This window comes from Mammaliicoccus sp. F-M27 (genome assembly GCF_022387115.1).
In the GTDB taxonomy this organism is placed as follows: Bacteria; Bacillota; Bacilli; order Staphylococcales; family Staphylococcaceae; genus Mammaliicoccus; species Mammaliicoccus vitulinus.
Genome location: NZ_JAJNIE010000005.1, coordinates 111,602 through 129,348, shown reverse-complemented (window position 1 = coordinate 129,348; position 17,747 = coordinate 111,602). Strand labels below are relative to the sequence as shown.

At 33.7% G+C, this 17,747-nt stretch carries 18 protein-coding genes; 13 read left to right on the top strand and 5 right to left on the bottom strand.

What is annotated here, in order from left to right:
- The first annotated feature begins 279 nt into the window (after positions 1-279).
- Together LQ598_RS07265 and LQ598_RS07260 are read left to right on the top strand one after the other, a co-directional pair.
- Positions 280-1,332 carry an ABC transporter permease gene (locus LQ598_RS07265; RefSeq protein WP_107556658.1) on the top strand — a complete coding sequence of 351 codons (1,053 nt, stop codon included), beginning with the start codon at positions 280-282 and terminating at the stop codon, positions 1,330-1,332.
- A 2-nt stretch (positions 1,333-1,334) separates the two neighbouring features.
- Positions 1,335-2,012, top strand: coding sequence for an ABC transporter ATP-binding protein (locus tag LQ598_RS07260; RefSeq protein WP_016913200.1), 678 nt, complete (start codon positions 1,335-1,337; stop codon positions 2,010-2,012).
- A gap of 113 nt (positions 2,013-2,125) precedes the next feature.
- Here the strand turns inward: LQ598_RS07260 and nfsA are convergent, their stop codons facing one another.
- The 3 genes from nfsA to LQ598_RS07245 form a co-directional block, all read right to left on the bottom strand.
- Entirely contained in the window at positions 2,126-2,881 is a 756-nt protein-coding gene (nfsA, locus tag LQ598_RS07255) for an oxygen-insensitive NADPH nitroreductase (RefSeq protein ID WP_107556660.1), read from the bottom strand.
- A gap of 1,074 nt (positions 2,882-3,955) precedes the next feature.
- Positions 3,956-4,531: a helix-turn-helix domain-containing protein gene (locus LQ598_RS13890; RefSeq protein WP_239745394.1), complete on the bottom strand. Its 576-nt coding sequence runs from the start codon at positions 4,529-4,531 to the stop codon at positions 3,956-3,958.
- 128 nt (positions 4,532-4,659) lie between these two features.
- Positions 4,660-5,943 (bottom strand): homocysteine synthase, encoded by a 1,284-nt coding sequence (locus LQ598_RS07245; protein WP_107556663.1) that lies wholly within the window; start codon positions 5,941-5,943, stop codon positions 4,660-4,662.
- Between the two features lie 190 nt (positions 5,944-6,133).
- Between LQ598_RS07245 and LQ598_RS07240 the strand changes: the two genes are divergently transcribed.
- From LQ598_RS07240 to LQ598_RS07220, 5 genes are all read left to right on the top strand, one after another.
- Positions 6,134-6,880: an amino acid ABC transporter ATP-binding protein gene (locus tag LQ598_RS07240; protein ID WP_107556664.1), complete on the top strand. Its 747-nt coding sequence runs from the start codon at positions 6,134-6,136 to the stop codon at positions 6,878-6,880.
- Between the two features lie 10 nt (positions 6,881-6,890).
- Positions 6,891-7,718 (top strand): transporter substrate-binding domain-containing protein, encoded by an 828-nt coding sequence (locus LQ598_RS07235; RefSeq protein WP_107536745.1) that lies wholly within the window; start codon positions 6,891-6,893, stop codon positions 7,716-7,718.
- An 11-nt stretch (positions 7,719-7,729) separates the two neighbouring features.
- Positions 7,730-8,425 carry an amino acid ABC transporter permease gene (locus tag LQ598_RS07230; RefSeq protein ID WP_107592754.1) on the top strand — a complete coding sequence of 232 codons (696 nt, stop codon included), beginning with the start codon at positions 7,730-7,732 and terminating at the stop codon, positions 8,423-8,425.
- Between the two features lie 26 nt (positions 8,426-8,451).
- The gene (locus LQ598_RS07225) at positions 8,452-9,135 is read left to right on the top strand and encodes an amino acid ABC transporter permease (protein ID WP_103323065.1); all 684 of its coding nucleotides are present in this window, start codon (positions 8,452-8,454) and stop codon (positions 9,133-9,135) included.
- Between the two features lie 111 nt (positions 9,136-9,246).
- Positions 9,247-9,774: a GNAT family N-acetyltransferase gene (locus tag LQ598_RS07220; protein ID WP_107556666.1), complete on the top strand. Its 528-nt coding sequence runs from the start codon at positions 9,247-9,249 to the stop codon at positions 9,772-9,774.
- A 449-nt stretch (positions 9,775-10,223) separates the two neighbouring features.
- Here the strand turns inward: LQ598_RS07220 and LQ598_RS07215 are convergent, their stop codons facing one another.
- A complete protein-coding gene (locus LQ598_RS07215; RefSeq protein WP_239745393.1) occupies positions 10,224-10,364 on the bottom strand; it encodes a hypothetical protein in 141 nt (46 codons plus the stop codon).
- Positions 10,365-10,589: 225 nt separating this feature from the next.
- Positions 10,590-11,273: a DUF1129 family protein gene (locus LQ598_RS07210; RefSeq protein ID WP_026023284.1), complete on the bottom strand. Its 684-nt coding sequence runs from the start codon at positions 11,271-11,273 to the stop codon at positions 10,590-10,592.
- 143 nt (positions 11,274-11,416) lie between these two features.
- On the opposite strand from LQ598_RS07210, the gene LQ598_RS07205 reads away from it, so the two are divergent.
- The 6 genes from LQ598_RS07205 to LQ598_RS07180 all read left to right on the top strand — a co-directional run bounded on the left by LQ598_RS07205 (position 11,417) and on the right by LQ598_RS07180 (position 17,615).
- The gene (locus tag LQ598_RS07205) at positions 11,417-12,169 is read left to right on the top strand and encodes a sulfite exporter TauE/SafE family protein (RefSeq protein ID WP_050997840.1); all 753 of its coding nucleotides are present in this window, start codon (positions 11,417-11,419) and stop codon (positions 12,167-12,169) included.
- A 12-nt stretch (positions 12,170-12,181) separates the two neighbouring features.
- Positions 12,182-12,619, top strand: coding sequence for a GNAT family N-acetyltransferase (locus LQ598_RS07200; protein WP_119608926.1), 438 nt, complete (start codon positions 12,182-12,184; stop codon positions 12,617-12,619).
- Positions 12,620-12,637: 18 nt separating this feature from the next.
- Complete coding sequence (locus tag LQ598_RS07195; RefSeq protein WP_239745392.1) at positions 12,638-14,680, top strand: cation:proton antiporter; 2,043 nt, start codon at positions 12,638-12,640, stop codon at positions 14,678-14,680.
- A 70-nt stretch (positions 14,681-14,750) separates the two neighbouring features.
- Positions 14,751-15,605 carry an SA0632 family lipoprotein gene (locus LQ598_RS07190; RefSeq protein WP_016912827.1) on the top strand — a complete coding sequence of 285 codons (855 nt, stop codon included), beginning with the start codon at positions 14,751-14,753 and terminating at the stop codon, positions 15,603-15,605.
- Positions 15,606-15,672: 67 nt separating this feature from the next.
- Entirely contained in the window at positions 15,673-15,966 is a 294-nt protein-coding gene (locus tag LQ598_RS07185) for a hypothetical protein (RefSeq protein ID WP_016912826.1), read from the top strand.
- A gap of 65 nt (positions 15,967-16,031) precedes the next feature.
- Positions 16,032-17,615: a DNA-binding protein gene (locus tag LQ598_RS07180; protein WP_239745391.1), complete on the top strand. Its 1,584-nt coding sequence runs from the start codon at positions 16,032-16,034 to the stop codon at positions 17,613-17,615.
- Positions 17,616-17,747: the final 132 nt, after the last annotated feature.

Sequence of the window (17,747 nt, the reverse complement as noted above, 5' to 3'; positions counted from 1 at the left end):
CGAAACTATAATGATTTTGCAAAGTGCTGACGCCCGGGGGAATAGTATGTGGGAGAGACTACAGGCTCGAGCCATACCCCCAGGCAAGCATGCACTTTACAAAATCAGAAATATAAAATCACCCAATCCGAAAATGATTCCAACGGATTGGGTGATTTATTTTAAGTTGGGATTTATGTCCGAAACTCTCTTTTTTTGTTTTATGTCATTTTGTTCATATTCAGTTCATATAAGGTCGCTATTATATAGATATACATTAAGAGAGAGGGACGGATAAACATGAAATTAGCACTTAAAGAACTTACTTATTACAAATTTAAATACTTGCTTGTTACTTTAATTCTATTCTTACTAGCATTCCTAGTATTATTTATTTCAGCATTAGCACAAGGATTAGCGAAAGAAAACGTTTCGGGAGTTGAACAATGGAATAAAAGTGAATATGTTATCGCGAGCGACGCAGATAATAATTTAAGCCAATCCAATATAACAAAACAAACAAATCAAGATGTTAACAATGTGGCTAAAGGTGACACAATCAAAACGGCCATGCAGAAAGTTGAAACAGACAGTGGTAAAGCAGATTTAATGTTTACACAACTTACAAAAGATATTCAGCCTAAACCTTCAGAAGGTCACTTACCAAAAAGCAATCATGAAGTATTGTTAAATGAAAAACTAAAAGCAGAAGGTTTTAATGTGGGAGACAATATTAAACTAGCAGATGAAGATCAAACGTTTAAAATCTCTGGATTCGCTGACAACATTATGTTCTCACATACTTCAATGGCATACGTTAATGAAGATGGAATGAAAGATTTAAAAGGTAATCATATTTCAGTGATTGCTTACGACAACTTGAATGACAATCAAAAAGATGAAATCAACAAATTAGATGATGTAAAAGTCATTTCACAAGATGATATGTTAAATGACATTCCAAGTTACAATGCAGAACAACAGCCATTAAACTTGATGATCGTATTCTTATTCGTTATATCAGCAATTGTCATTACAGCATTCTTCTACGTCATGACAATTCAAAAAACAAGTCAATTTGGAATTTTAAAAGCAATAGGCACTAAAAATAAAGCGTTGATTGCTTCGTTAATGCTACAAATCTTAATGATTACATTAATCGGTGTCGCATTAGCCATCGCTATCATATTCATTTTAGGAGGCGTTATGCCAGTATCAATGCCATTCTACTTAGATACTAACTTGATGTTATTGATGGTTGCAGTATTCATCGTCGTTTCATTAATCGGAGCCGTATTATCACTTATCAAAGTTATGAAAATTGAACCATTAGAAGCTATAGGAGGAGAATAATTATGGGACTAGTTGTTGAACATGTTACAAAATCATTTGGAGAAAAAGAAGCCAAAACACAAGTGTTAAATGATATTACATTTACAGCAGAAAAAGGTGAACTCATTGTATTAAACGGGGCATCTGGATCAGGAAAATCAACATTATTGTCAATTATTGGAGGACTTCTAGGTAAGAGCTCAGGTAAAATAACATTAGATGATTTAGACTATGTAGACTTATCAGATAAAAAATTGACAGATATGAGACTTAACCAAATAGGATTCATCTTCCAATCATCACATTTAATACCTTATTTAAATGTAACAGACCAACTTACTTACGTCGGTCAAATGGCTGGAATGGGTAAAAAAGAAGCTAAAGACAGAGCGGAAAAACTATTAACAGAAATAGGTTTGTCACATAGATTAAAAGCATATCCAAACGCATTGTCTGGTGGGGAAAAACAACGTGTTGCGATAATGAGAGCATGGATGAACCATCCAAAAATGATATTAGCAGATGAACCAACTGCAAGTTTAGATTCAAAAAGAGCAATTGAAGTAGCAAAAATGATTAGAAATAATGTGAAAGAAAATAATTCAATAGGCATTATGATTACACATGATGAAAGAATATTTGAATTCGCAGATAAAGTTATAAAATTAAGTGATGGTAGAATAGAAGAGAAAATATCATAAAAACGAAGAGTCTGATGGAATGAACATCATGTTGAGACTTCGTGAGATTTTAAAATAAAAAGATCGCTTCACTAGGCTATAACCTAATGAAGCGATCTATTTTTATATGCCCTTTATTTTTTCATAAAGCCTTTAACGTTCAGTTTCTCTAATATGTCTGGTCTTGTTTTCTTGCTCATCATTTTTCTGATTTGCTCTGACCATGATTCTGAGCGTTTACCGTTTGTGCGTTTTTGATAATAATCTTGAATTTCTTTGTCGTATTGTTTAATTTGTTCTAATTGTTGTGTTTTGTCTGAATTGTACTGGTTCTCATGAAAGACGTGTTCGAATGGTAATCGTTGTTTTGGAGACCCTTGTTCGTCGTCACTTGGTACGCCTACTGCCATTCCGAATAGTGGGAAGACGTGCTCAGGTAAGCCTAATATTTCTCCTACGCGCTCAACATCATTTCGTAATGAACCTAAATAAACGATACCAAGTCCCATATCTTCAGCTGTTAATGCGACATTTTGTGCTGCTAATGCAACATCTATCGTTCCTACTAAAAGACCTTCAGCAGATTCAAAGCTTGTTTCCATATTTCCTTTAGTTTCATTGTTTATTAAGCTATGTCTATAATAATCAATTACATAAACGAATAAGTAGCCATTGTCTACTACATGTTGCTGTCCTGAAACTTCTTTTAAAGCTTGTTTAATGTCAGGATCAGTAACACCGATTATGGAGTATGCTTGTACATAACTAGAAGTAGAAGCCATTTGTCCAGCTTCGACTAATTTTTGTACAGTTTCTTTTGATAGAGGTTCATCTTTAAACTGACGTATAGATCGGTGTTGCTGTGTTAAATCGTATACAGATTGTTTCATTGTTTTGTTCTCCTTTTCGATACATATGATACTTAAATGTTATCAAAAAAATAAAAATTATTCAGTTCAGTTGACTCACAGCTATCAAATGCTAATGAAGTGGGTGTCAAAATAATGATTGAGGTTGGGACAAATTTATAAATATTAAAATCTCACGATTTTGAAAGTGCATGCTTGCCTGGGGGTATGGTTCGAGCCTGTAGTCTCTCACTCATACTATCCCCCCGGGCGTCAGCACTTTGCAAAATCGTGGAGGAAATTCATTTTTCTTATATTTTTCGTTTGTTCTTTTAAATACATGCTGAATGTTGCAAGACTGACGAAACAAGCAACATAGAAGGCCTGTAAGTTGCAAGACTGACGAAACAAGCAACATAGGAGCACTGAAAGTTGCAAGACTGACGAAACAAGCAACATAGGAGCACTGAAAGTTGCAAGACTCACCAAACAAGCAACATAGGAGGTCCGAATGTTGCAAGACTGACGAAACAAGCAACATAGAAGCTCTGTAAGTTGCAAGACTGACGAAACAAGCAACATAGGAGGTCCGAATGTTGCAAGACTGACGAAACAAGCAACATAGGAGGTCCGAATGTTGCAAGACTTACGAAACAAGCAACATAGGAGGTCCGAATGTTGCAAGACTGACGAAACAAGCAACATAGAAGCTCTGTAAGTTGCAAGACTTACGAAACAAGCAACATAGAAGCTCTGAATGTTGCAAGACTGACGAAACAAGCAACATAGAATGCCTGTAAGTTGCAAGACTTAGCAAACAAGCAACATAGAAGCTCTGTAAGTTGCAAGACTGACGAAACAAGCAACATAGGAGCTCTGTATGTTTTAAAATATTACGATTTTGAAAGTGCATGCTTGCCTAGGGGTATGGTTCGAGCTTGTAGTCTCTCTCGCGTACTATTCCCCGGGGCGTCAGCACTTTGCAAAATCGTGAGGAAAGATTATAAAGATTTTTTTGCTACTTATCATTTGGGGTCTTTTGATTCATCCACTTATAATAACTCGCTCTAGAAATTTCTAGTTCTTGGCATAACCATACTATAGGATAAGTATTTTTTAGTGATTTGATCGTTTTGTACGATGCTTTTTGCCTGATTTTTCTTTCATCAACTGCCTCTCTATCTCTTCCTCTTTTTTTAATACTTCGTTTTCCATTTCTAAATATTTATTTCTTTCGTCAAGTACTTTTATACGCGCATTCAACTCTTCTTCTGGTGTCATGATGCTTTGTGGTTTACTTTTGCCTCGGCCATCAATAAGACCATCTTCACCATGTTCTTTATACTTTTGAATCCAACTGTAAAGTTGGCTATATTTTAAATTGAATTTTTCAGAAGCTTCTTTGCACGTTATATTGTGATCTAAGCAATATTTTACAATCTCAATTCTTTCTTCTAATGTCGTTTTTTTAGTATTCACGATAGACACCTCGGGTTCATGTGATTTATTTTTCTTACCCTTAGTATACTGAATTATCCACTGACGTAAAGTTGATTTACTTCTTATGTTATATCTAATATCTAAACCTTCTAGCGAAATACCTTTATTTAAATAATCTTGAGCTACATTTTCTTTTAACTTCTTTGAATATTTTGGAAGAGAAGCATGTGAGCACTGACTTGATAAAATCACGAGGGGTAAGCCAAGTGAAATCCGAGCTAAACGCACGAAGACTCATAAAGATAAACTTAAAAAAGCGCAAATTCTTATTTTTAAAGAATTTGCGCTCGTTTTATATTAACTTCGGATGTTTTTGAAAGTTATTTAATTTTATTTAAAGCTTGTTCTAAGTCTTTAATAATATCATCACTAGATTCTGTACCGACGGATAGACGTACTAAATCTTTCGTTACGCCCGAAGCGATTTGTTCTTCATCAGATAATTGTTGGTGAGTCGTACTTGCTGGATGTATAACAAGTGATTTAGAATCTCCAACATTCGCTAATAGTGAGAACAGTGATAGTGCTTCTACAAAGTCTGGAATAGATTCAGAATCACCTTTAACACCAAATGTTAGAATTGCACCTTGTCCGTTAGGTAAGTATTTTTGAGCAAGGTCATAATATTGATTTGATTTAAGACCAGGGTAGTTTACCCAGCTCACTTTATCATGTGCTTCTAAAAATTCTGCTACTTTTTGAGCATTTTCTGAATGACGTTCAGTTCTTAAATGTAATGTTTCAAGCCCAATTAAGAATTGTTGAGCATTGAATGGTGATAGTGCCGGACCAATATCACGCAACAATTGAACACGCGCTTTCGTAATATAAGCTGCTGCTCCAACATCATTTACGTAAGAAACACCATTGTAACTTGGGTCAGGTTCAACTAGTCCTGGGAATTTTCCATTATCCCAATTAAATTTACCACTATCTACAATCACGCCTCCGATAGAAGTTCCGTGACCTCCGATAAATTTAGTAGCTGAATGTACAACGATATCCGCACCGTATTTAATAGGTTGTAATAGGTGAGGTGATGCAAATGTATTATCGACTATTAGAGGAATGCCATTTTTGTGCGCAACTTCAGCGACAGCTTCGATATCCAACACATCTATACGTGGATTACCGATTGTTTCAGCGAAGATCAGTTTAGTATTTTCATTTATTGCAGCTTCAAAATTCGCTGGATCATCTGGGTCTACAAAATGTACTTTAATACCAAATTTCTTTAATGTAACGGCAAATAAATTATATGTACCACCATATAAATTAGTTGATGCGACAACTTCGGAACCATTTTCCGCTATGTTTAAAATGCTTAAAGTAATAGCGGCTTGTCCACTACCGACACTTAAAGCTGCTAAGCCACCTTCTAATAATGCGATACGCTTTTCAAAAACATCATTAGTTGGGTTCATAATTCGAGAATATATATTTCCATCTTCTGCTAAAGCAAATAAGTTTTTAGCATGTTCTGTAGATTTAAATGTGAAAGAAGTCGTTTGGTGGATGGGAACTGCTGTTGAACCAGTAACTGGATCAGGTACTTGACCACCGTGAATTGCGAGTGTTTCTTTATTCCAATTTTCTTGTGTCATAAATAAAAACCTCCTTAAGTTATATATGCCATTATAGTCAGACAATTTTTAAAATTCAATCTAATCCGAGTAAAAAGATAAGAAAATTTTTGTGAAAAGCGCGAATATAGTATTTTAAATTAAAACCGACTTTACTTATATGAATAGTTGTGATAAATTCAACTTAATATTTTGTTCGGGAGTGAATGGGTTGATTAATGTTGAAGGATTGCATCATAGGTTTGATACTAATGAGATTTTGAAAGATATTAGTTTTGAACAAGAAACGGGGACCGTTACAACGATTATAGGGCCGAGCGGTTCAGGGAAGACCACTTTATTAAGAAGTTTAAATATGCTTGAAACACCTTATAAAGGTGTCATTGAATTAGGAAATACGTTGTTTAATATTGAGAATTTTAGTAAACAAGATATCACGCGTTTAAGAAGTCAATCAGCAATGGTATTTCAACATTATAATCTTTTTAAAAATCGTACCATTTTAGAAAATATCACTGAAGGTTTGATATATGGGCAAGGTATGAATAAAAAAGAAGCGAATGTGAAAGCTATGAAATATTTAGAGAAAGTTTCACTGGAAGATAAAGCAGATGCTTATCCAGTACAATTGTCTGGCGGTCAGCAACAACGTGTAGGTATCGTTAGAGCATTAAGTATCGAACCGGAAGTACTTTTATTAGATGAGCCGACTTCAGCATTAGATCCTGAATCAGTTCAAGGTGTGTTAAATATTATTCAAGAGATTGCCAGTGAAGGTAGAACGATGGTCATTGTGACACATGAAATTCAGTTTGCTAAAGAAGTATCTGACCAAGTCTTATTTATGGATAATGGAGAAATTATCGAAAGAGGCACACCTGAATCTGTAATAGATAATCCTTCATCTGAACGTACAAGAAGATTTTTAAGTCGTTTAACATCAACTGTTGGATCGTAGGAGGTAAGAAATGAGGTATATTAAATTCTTAATTGTAAGTTTGTTAATCATTTCATTATCTGGTTGCGGACCTATTACGAAAGAAAATGATCATAAAAAAGTAATTAAAGTGGCATTGTCAGCGGAAGTTAATCCGCCGTTTTTATATACAGATAGCGACAATAATCCTATTGGATACGATATGGATTATATGAAAATGCTTGAAAAGAAGTTGCCACAATATGATTTTCAATATGAATTTGGTGAGGAAGAGTCTAACGTGGTAGGTATCGGTGTAGGTAAATTTGATATGGGCATCAATTGGTTCTTCAAAACACCAGAACGAGAACAGAAGTTTTTATATCAAAAAGAACCTTATGTATATTCTTTAACGACGCTTATCGTACATAACGACACTCATGATATTGAATCATTAGATGATTTACATAACAAAAGACTGACACCAATGGCGCCGAGTGGTGGATTGTATTCGATTCTTACTGGATATAATAAGTCGCATAAACAACCGATAGATATTGATGAAATTCATAAAGTATCTAATGGTGAAAACTTTAAAATGATTGAATCAAAACGTAGAGACGCGATGTTCTTGAATTTAACAACTTATCAAGCGATTCAAAAAGAATTAAATGCAGATGTTAAAGTAGGTGGCGTTGTTTCAAAAGAGTCCATTCACGTTCTATATAACAAGAAAAATACACGATTACAAAAAGATATTGATAAAGCAACAAAAGAATTAAAAGAAGATGGCTCGCTTGAGCAGTTATCGAAAAAATGGTTTAGCTTTAATGTGTTTGATGACAAAGAGTCATTGAATGATATTAAAGATCGCTTATAAGGAGGAGAAATATGGGGACGACAACATGGCCAGATTTGTTTATGCAAATTTTAGATAAACTACCTATCACATTATTTATCACGATTATTTCCCTTCTATTAGCTTTAGTACTAGGACTTATTTTGGCGGTTATAAGAATAAAAGAAGTACCGATATTAAGTCAATTTGTGAAATTGTATGTTTCATTTGTAAGAAGTACACCGCTTATTTTGCAATTGTTTTTAGTGTATTTTGCATTGCCTATTATCTTGCAATGGGTTTATATTGATATCAATCATTTTAGTCGTTTATTTTTCGTCATACTGACCTTTACACTGCACACTGGTTCATACTTATCTGAAGTAATGAGAGCAGGGTATAATTCAGTTGATAAAGGACAAATAGAAGCGGGTAAAACAGTTGGTTTAAGTGATAGAGTCATTTTAACGCGCATTATCATTCCACAAGGATTTAGAAATAGTTTGCCAAACATTGGTAATCAAGTGATTGAATTAATTAAGGATACGTCGCTCGCATTTACTATTGGACTAATAGACATGATGGGACAAGTTAATTTAATTATAGGAAATAATTACGGATTAGGCATGTTTCCAGTATATGTGACGATATGTATGATTTATTGGATTATTTGTATCATCGTAGAATTTACCGTTATGCTTTTAGAGAAAAAGTATAATATACCCTATCAAACTGAACAAATGAGGTGAGCAATGTGGCTATAGATTTTCCTTTTATGTATGAACACGTTGGGGATATTTTAAAAGGTGTTCCAACAACATTATTAATCGCGGTAATCAGTATGGTCTTTGGATTAGTTATAGGAACCATATTTGCTCTAATTCGAAAAAGAAAATTACCTGTTATCAATCAACTTATCGTCGTATTTGTTTCATTCTTTAGATCAACACCGCTCATTGTTCAGTTATTCGCTTTTTATTATGGGACGCCGATCATCATAGAATGGCTTAATAACGTTTTGCAGACGAATTTAGATCCTGATGGTGCTCATCCATTAATGATTGTACTCTTTGTATTTACTTTACATTCAGCAGCGTATTTAACAGAAGTCATGCGCAGTGGATTGAAAAGTGTAGACGAATCACAAATAGAAGCGGCTGTTACCGTTGGACTAAAAAGACGACATATCTTGACGAGAATTGTGATCCCACAAGCTATAGGATACGCTATACCAAATTTAGGTAATCAATTTATAGCTTTAATAAAAGGTACAGCAATCGCATTTGTTGTACAAGTAACTGAAATATTAGCAATTAGTCAAATTATAGCAAATGATGGTTACAGATTTGTAGAAGTGTACATCATCGCTAGCGCAATTTACTGGATGATGGCTCTTGTATTCGAATGGATCTTCGGGAAAATGGAATCAAGAGTTGGGAAATACTTATATCAAACATAAAAATTGAGGTATTTATTATAATTAAGTTGAAATTATAATAAATGCCTTTTTTTATAGGTTTTTTCTCTGGATGTGTATACTAAGATTATAAATAGTAATCGGGGGTGCACCATGATTGAAATTCGACCAGTCAAAATACAAGATGCAAACGAACTTTTAGATTTGGATATTAGAAATAGAACGCTATTTGAAAACTATTCAGCAGCAGATCGTAAAAATGCAGACTACCAACTATATAATTATAGAAAAAATATAGATAAACAATTACAAGATATGAAAAACGATGACGGGTACCATTACGTTATTGTTCAAATTGAAGAAAATAAAATAATCGGTACAATCGATTTGTTCGCAGTCGTAAGACATAATATCCAAAGTTGCATGATGGGGTATGCATTAGACCAAGCATATAATGGCAAAGGTATTACCACATACGCAGCAAAAGAAGTTATCAAAATTGCATTTAATGAGTTAGGATTTCATAGAGTTGAAGCAGGCGTGCAACCAACAAACATAGGGTCGGTTAAAGTATTAGAAAAAGCAGGTATGATAAGAGAAGGCTTAAACAGAGCAAATGTAAGAATCAATGGAGAATGGAAAGATCATTACTTATATGCAATTGTGAATGAAAACTTTTAAGGAGCTCGAGCGTTATGGAGATTGTGTTGAATTTATCAAGTCAGGGCTCACATGATAAATAGCGTCGTTGAATTTATCAAGTTAGGCTCCACATGATAAATAGAGCCGTTGAATTTATCAAGTCAAGGCTCACATGATAAATAGAGCCGTTGAATTTATCAAGTCGAGGCCCACATGATAAATAGACCCGTTGATATTATCAAGTCAGGCTTCACATGATAAATAGAGCTGTTGAATTTATCAAGTCGCGCTCCACATGATAAATAGAGCCCGTGAATTTATCAAGTCGAGGCCCACATGATAAATAGAGCCGTGGAATTTATCAAATCAGGCTCCACATGATAAATAGCAAGAAGATGACTGGGACATTAATATACTAGATTGATGAGAAAGAGCGTAAATTCTTGAATAAATAGGGATTTACGCTCTTTTTCTTATACTGGTAGCCATTATTCGATATCTCTTGAGTCTTCGTGCGTTTTACCCATATTTTGCCAGAATCGCACGATATCTTTTGAGTCTTCGTGCGTTTTATCCATATTTTGCCAGAATCGCACGATATCTTCTGAGTCTTCGTGCGTTTTACCCATATTTTACCAAAATCGCACGATATCTCCATAGTCTTCGTGCGTTTTATCCGTAGCACTTATTGAACACTGTAACCCTAATTTCGCTTGGATTATCCTCCACGATTTTGTAAAGTGCTGACGCCCGGGGGAATAGTATGAGTGAGAGACTACAGGCTCGAACCATACCCCCAGGCAAGCATGCACTTTCAAAATCGTAAGATTTTTTTGGCTATAAAGCTTGTAATACTACCTTGTATCGGGTTGATCTATTTTTCGATGATGGTCTATATACAGTCCTAATGGTGTGAGTATGAATGAAATTATAATATAAGCCCAATTGGATATATGAATTTTAGGTCCTAGTTGTAAATAGAATCCTGGTAAATAAAAGGCTAATATCGTCAGTACGAGTACTCCACATATTAAAATGTTTGTTATGAGTGTCGTCCAATTAGATTCGCTGTATATCCTTATTTGTACTACTTTGAATATCATCCATATAAAAATAAATATCATCGTAAAGCCTGTTATAAATGTTATGAGAAACGTATATAGATAGGTGTATTCTATTTGGGTGAAGAATCCTGTAAATCCTCTTATAAATGAAAATATGCCTAACAATATTAATATATGTAATCCTATAAATTTAAAGATATTTTGGAATGTGCGGTTAGGCATGTTTTTGATTAAGTTATCTGCATGTTGTTTTGGGTTATGATCAAAGAACTCCATTGCATGCATGCCATCTTTTTCTGCGCTTAGTAAATGGTTCAAAATGTTTAGTAACATTTTTTCTGAATCATATTCGTTAATGCTTAAGTTGGCGCGTACGTATGTTATGTAATTTTCGTAGACTTCTCTGTCGTGACTATTAAGTCTTAAACGTTTTACATTGTTCTCAATTATAAGGTCGCGTGTTGATTTTTTCATCAGCGTTATCCTTTCTTTGTTCATTAATTTCATTTTAACAAGTATTTTATAATAAAACATTACTAATTTGAGGTTCATCCTTTTTACAGATGATTAATTTTCCGATATTATTAAATATGACAGGTGGTGAACTCTTGGAGATCATGACATTATTTATTGTATTTTTAGTAGGTATTTTTGCTGGAACGATTAACATTGTTTCGGCTGGTGGATCTTTAATTGTGCTACCATTACTCATATTTTTTGGATTACCTACTACAGTTGCGAACGCTTCGAATAGGGTTGCCATATTAGTTCAAAACGTAATAGGGTTATATGTATTTTACATAAAAGGAATGCGCAATGTGAAGCTAAGTCTTATGTTGAGTATACCTGCTATTATTGGATCTTTTATTGGTGTGCATTATGCAATTAATCTCCCAGATGCTATTTTCAACCGCATGTTAGGTATTATTATGCTTCTCGTTTTAATCGTTATGATTGTTCCAACAAGATGGAAAGATGCTAGTAAACAAACTGAAAAACTATCTACTTTTAGAATAGTTCTTCTAATAATTGTATTTCTAGCGCTAGGTATATACGGTGGTGTAGTTCAAGCTGCTGTAGGTTTTTTATTTATTATCGCTTTAAATTTAATTATACCTAAATTAAATTATGCCGAAGTTCAGTGCATGAAGACTTTGGTAATAACGATTTACTTATCTTTATCCACTTTTGTATTTATTTTTCAAGGTTATGTTAATTGGCCATTTGCAATTAGTTTGGCACTAGGTTCAGGTTTAGGTGGTTTTATTGGCGGTCGTTTGACGGTTTCGTTACCTGAAAAGAAATTAAAAATCATTATGTTTATCATTATATTTATTTTGGCAATTAAATTATTAATCGATAATAATTAGGTGGGTAGAATAATGTTTGAAACGAAATGTATAAAAGATGATGCGAATATTTATAAAGTAAGCCAAATGGCTGCTGAATCTTTTAAAGATGAAAAACAAAGTATGAAACTGGCTATAACGCTAGAATATGAGGCTATCAAGCGTTCACTTGAACATGAGAAAAGTGTATTAATTGGTGCTTTTATGCAAGGTGATTGTGTTGGTTTTATATGGGCTAAATTTGATGATAAGGATAAAGAAGTTAAAATTTATAATCTTCTTGTCATTGAAAGTCATAGAAAGAAAGGTATCGCTAAAAAATTAAAGCAAGAGATAGAAATGTGGGCACAACAAATGGGTGCATATACCATAGTTTCAACTGTCCATGCTCACAATAAAAATATGATTCATATTAATGAATCGATGGACTATGAAGTTGAAAAAATTATTATGCGTAAAAAGTTATTTTAAATAGAAGAGAGGAATTCTATGGCCATATTTGAAGGGTTCTTATGGTTCATTATGGGAATTATCCTAAGTTCAATTATCCACCATTACATTTCTAAAATTCCTTTAAGTTTTGTTCAGATTATTATCGGGTTTGTTATTTTCTTATCTCCGATACCGGTTGAATTAAACTTTGAATCTGAAGTGTTTATGGTTGGTATTATTGCACCACTATTATTTTTAGAAGGTATTTCAGTTTCACGTGTCCATTTGGCTAGGTATTTAAAGCCAGTTATGTCTATGGCGCTTGTACTTGTATTTACAACAGTTCTCGGAGTTGGATTCTTATTACATTTAGTTTGGCCTGAACTACCACTAGCGGCATGTTTTGCTATTGGTGCAATTGTTTCTCCAACTGATGCAGTAGCAGTTCAAGCGATTGCAAAAGGAAAATTATTACCAAAAGGTTCCATGACAATTCTAGGAGGAGAGTCTTTATTAAATGATGCTGCAGGTATCTTATCATTTAAGATTGCATTAGCAGCATTAGTAGGCGGATCTTTCTCATTATCTGGAGCGGTTGGTCAATTTCTTATCACTGCAGTCGGAGGCGCAATTGTTGGGCTCATACTCGGTTATGGAGTAGTTCAACTACGCGTTTATCTAACTAAAAATGGTGTTAATAATGGAAATATGTTGACGTTTATACAGGTGATCACGCCGTTCTTAGTATATATCGTCGCAGAAACTTTCCATTCATCAGGTATTATTGCTGCTGTTATCGCTGGATTAATTCATGGTGTTGAAAAGGATAGAATTGCCCAAGCAACTACAAAAGAACAAGTTACTTATAATCATACTTGGGATTTATTAAGTTACTTATTAAATGGATTTGTATTTATTTTATTAGGTTTCTTAATACCAGAAGTTATGTTTAATATATTAAAAGAACCACAACATGAAGTCGTTCACGTTATTGGCATGACGCTTTTTGTAGCTGCATTAGTTTATATATTTAGGTATATTTGGGTGCTTATTTCATACCCATATTTCTACTTACCTGAGAGTAGATTTTCAAAAATGTTAAATAGCGGTAAAGACATAGCGCCTCAATCTCAAATTGATAAACCGAATCGCTTTAAATATGCATTTATTATGACCATATGTGGCGTTCACGGTACGATTTCATTGGCTATCGCTTTAATGTTACCGTTTAAATTATCAGAGCATACAAATTTTCTTTATAGAGATCATTTGCTCTTTATTGCTACTGGTGTAATTTTAATCAGTTTAGTATTGGCTCAAATTGTATTACCGTTTGTAACGCCTAAAGCTAAGCCTAAAGATCAAAGCTTATTAACATTTAATGCAGCTAAAATATTGCTCATAGAAGGTGCATTAGAGCATTTAAAAGAATTTTATAGTAAAGAAACAAGCTATATTTATGGGAAAATTACGCGTAGCTATCATATGCAACTGTCATTTTTAAGAGAAAGTGACGAAAAAGATGAAGATATTAAAGAACTAGAACGCATGCAAAGAATCGCGATCGATACAGAATTCAAAACGTTAGATAAGTTAATTAGCGACAATAAAATTTCACAAAGTACATTTGATAATTACAGACAAATTACAGAACGTTCAACAACCTTTAAGAATGCATCATTGTATACGAAAGGGAAACTTATGTTGAAGTTGTTTGTTCGACGTAGAAGAATTAAAACATTCGTCAATGCGACAAGTTCACTTACTATTGAAGCAAACTTAAAAGAAATGAGATTTATTACTAAAGAAGTGCATTTCCAAGTTGTGAAGAGATTAACTGAAGAAATGAATGATGATAATGCATTTGAAATGAGCATTGTATGTGATTCTTATTTAAATAAAGTTGAAAGATTAACACCTGACTATTTCAAAGGTAATCATACAGCTGTATATACAGAAATGGAGATTTACGCTTTAAGAATGCAAAGAGAAATGATTAATCAATTAACTGAAGAAGGTAAAATTAGCCGTTCTATGGCTTTAAAATTAAGAGAGTCTGTCAATTATGATGAAATGATTGTGCTAGGAAATAGCATCTAGTTTGTTTTCAATAGATAGCTTACATGTTGTGTGGTAAAATATTTAAGACTATATATGGGAGGCGACACCTATGAAGAAAGTACTTTTACTTATGGTGAGCTCATCAATTATTTTAGCAGCATGTGGCAATGATGATGATGAACAGCAAAATTTAAAACAAGAAATTAAATCTTTAGAACAATCATCTAAAGATTATCAACAAGATAAAAAGTCTTTAGAAAAAGAAAATGAAAAATTAAAAGACAGTATTAAAGATAAAGAAAAAGAACTTAAAAAACTTGAAGATGAAGTAAAAGAAAATCAATCTGATACTGAAACATCAAAAAGTGAAAAAGAAGAAACTAAAAATAAAAAAGAAACTTCAAGTTCTGAAAGTAACGCGCAATCAGCAAAAAAGCCTTTTCCTAATACAATTCGAACATCAACAAATGGTGATGTAGAACTTGTAAATGACATTGATAACAAACATTTTCAATTTGAAGATAGTGGTATAAAAGTTACAATCGATCATTTACAAATTTTCCAAGTGAATAATATGCCAGAAGGTCAAGTGCTGCTTTTCAATGGTGCTAAAGATGGCTATGTTGTCATGTATGAAGTGATGACTGAAAATACAACAAAAGAAAAGTTGTATTATGACAATGCTGCATCGATTCAAGAAGGAGAGCATAAACAACGTTCTGACTATGCTTCATTTATACCAGATTCACACAATGAAAAATATATGAAAAAATCTAAAGAGAATACGGATGAGTACCAACCAGGTGAAAAAACGAAAAGTTTAAAATCTATTCCGATATCTCAAAAAGCTTATAAAGCAATTAAAGATCATACCGCAACATTTAACATTCATGGTGGCGTGAGTAAGACATCTACATATGATGGCGCTACTGATAAAGTTAAATCTTTTAAATTGAATATATAGTCGCGTTTAGATTGAATTGTATTAGGGAATAAACTATAAAGGATTAATTGAAAAGAGGGATGTCATCGTGCATGAAAAAGATTTTGTTTTGATTGAAGGAAAAAAATTAACATTATTAGAACTAGGGCATGAAATCGAAACGATCACTGGTCGTACATTACAGTCAACAACAGGTGAAGTGAGAAGTTGGCCATCTGAAGCTGTTGTTTTCAATCGCAAATCAAACATCAATCAAGTAACATATCGTTTTAATGATGTTAATGATTTAATTGATGCAACGATTGAAGTTCCTAGAGGATTTAAAAACTATGATACAGATCCTGTAACAATTAAATTGCTGACATATATTAGAAGAACGTAAAATATCAATAAAACCTCTAACATGACGTGTTGTTAGAGGTTTATTTTATACATAAGGAGATTATCATGAAATCGAAACTTATCTTGATTAGTTTAATAGGACTATTAGCGTTTGTAATAGTTGGGTGCTCGAATAATGCGAGTGAAAAAGAAGGGAAAGATGGAAAAGTCGTGTTATCACCAAACAGTGATGAAATAAAAGGGAAAGTACTTTTTGATAGTAGTCATGGTCAAACGGCTGGCAGTGCAGACTGGGTCGTTAACGGTGGCTTTTCTGACTTTGCAGAAGCATTGACGAAAGAAAATTATGAAGTAACAGATTTAGGATTTCATCAATTGTTAGAATACGATACGATGAAAAAATATGACCTTGTTGTCATACCTGAATCCAATAACCCACTTAAAGCAAGTGAACAACAAGCGATTGAGAAATATGTAAAATCAGGTGGTAGTACGTTGATGATTAGTGATCATTATAATGCTGACCGCAACTTTAATCGATGGGATTCATCTGAAGTTATGAATGGTTATAGAAGAGGGGCTTATGATAATCCTACAAAAGGTATGACATCTGAAGAAAGTAATTCTGAAAAAATGCAAGATGTCGAAAGTAGAGACTTTTTAAATGATGTCTTTGGTTTAAGATTTAGATATAATGCACTTGGAAATATTAAAGTAGACGATTTAGCCAATGATAAAGATAGCTTTGGCATTACTCAAGGTGTCAATGCAGTGTCGATGCATGCAGGATCTACGATGGCAATTACAGATCCTAATAAAGCAAAAGGTATAGCATTTGTTCCAAAATTATCGAAAGATGATGTGTGGAATCATGCCGTCGACCAAGGTATATATAATGGTGGTGGAAAAAGTGAAGGTCCTTATATCGCGATTAGTAAAGTAGATGAAGGTAAAGGTGCATTTATAGGAGATTCCTCAATGGTAGAAGATAAATCTCCAAAATATAAACGAGAAGACAACGGTGAAACGAAGAAAACATATGACGGATTTAAAGAAGAAGATAACCAAAAAATGAACATGCAAATTGTTGAATGGTTGAATAAGAAAGAAAGCGATAAAGATTTTTCTTCAATGGGCATACAACTTGATGAACAGACCCCTTTATTAAATTTTGAAGAACCAAAAAACAGTAGTGAAGTTGAAAAAGAACCTTGGGGTACACCAAAGCAAGGTTATAAATGGTATGATGCTTCCACATATGCCTCAGGAAGTTATGGTGCTACTGATACTGAGACGAGCAATGAATCCGAAACGGAATCGAGCACAGATAATGAAGGTAGTGAAGGTTCGACAGGAAGTAGTAGCAATAAACAAAGTAACCAAAGTGAATTCGATATGCCAACTTCTGTACAAAGACAACAGAAATTTGAAATAACTGTCCACGTAGACGAATCACAATTAGTAAATCAAAAATTCCAGTTATCAATTAAGAATAAAGACGGACAAGAAGTCGGCATGTTTAACGGTCAAGCACCAGGTGTGTCTGAATCCGTTAATCCAAAAATTAATAATGGCGTAACAGATTGGTATTTCAAAACTAAAATAGCCAATGAAGCCGATAATAATGTAGATGTAGAAGTATTATCAGGCGGAAATGTAATTGCTAAAACAACGATGAATGTAGAATAAATAGTGCCCGTGAATTTATCAAGTCGAGGGCCACATGATAAATAGAGCCGTTGAATTTATCAAGTGAAGGTCCACATGATAAATAGAGGCCGTGAAATTATCAAGTGAAGGTCCACATGATAAATAGAGGCC

Coding starts and splice junctions, on each gene's coding strand:
- LQ598_RS07265 (WP_107556658.1), top strand. CDS start 280: ATGAAATTAGCACTTAAAGAACTTACTTATTACAAATTTAAATACTTG.
- LQ598_RS07260 (WP_016913200.1), top strand. CDS start 1,335: ATGGGACTAGTTGTTGAACATGTTACAAAATCATTTGGAGAAAAAGAA.
- nfsA (WP_107556660.1), bottom strand. CDS start 2,881: ATGAAACAATCTGTATACGATTTAACACAGCAACACCGATCTATACGT.
- LQ598_RS07245 (WP_107556663.1), bottom strand. CDS start 5,943: ATGACACAAGAAAATTGGAATAAAGAAACACTCGCAATTCACGGTGGT.
- LQ598_RS07235 (WP_107536745.1), top strand. CDS start 6,891: ATGAGGTATATTAAATTCTTAATTGTAAGTTTGTTAATCATTTCATTA.
- LQ598_RS07230 (WP_107592754.1), top strand. CDS start 7,730: ATGGGGACGACAACATGGCCAGATTTGTTTATGCAAATTTTAGATAAA.
- LQ598_RS07225 (WP_103323065.1), top strand. CDS start 8,452: ATGTATGAACACGTTGGGGATATTTTAAAAGGTGTTCCAACAACATTA.
- LQ598_RS07220 (WP_107556666.1), top strand. CDS start 9,247: ATGATTGAAATTCGACCAGTCAAAATACAAGATGCAAACGAACTTTTA.
- LQ598_RS07215 (WP_239745393.1), bottom strand. CDS start 10,364: ATGGGTAAAACGCACGAAGACTCAGAAGATATCGTGCGATTCTGGCAA.
- LQ598_RS07210 (WP_026023284.1), bottom strand. CDS start 11,273: ATGAAAAAATCAACACGCGACCTTATAATTGAGAACAATGTAAAACGT.
- LQ598_RS07205 (WP_050997840.1), top strand. CDS start 11,417: ATGACATTATTTATTGTATTTTTAGTAGGTATTTTTGCTGGAACGATT.
- LQ598_RS07200 (WP_119608926.1), top strand. CDS start 12,182: ATGTTTGAAACGAAATGTATAAAAGATGATGCGAATATTTATAAAGTA.
- LQ598_RS07195 (WP_239745392.1), top strand. CDS start 12,638: ATGGCCATATTTGAAGGGTTCTTATGGTTCATTATGGGAATTATCCTA.
- LQ598_RS07190 (WP_016912827.1), top strand. CDS start 14,751: ATGAAGAAAGTACTTTTACTTATGGTGAGCTCATCAATTATTTTAGCA.
- LQ598_RS07180 (WP_239745391.1), top strand. CDS start 16,032: ATGAAATCGAAACTTATCTTGATTAGTTTAATAGGACTATTAGCGTTT.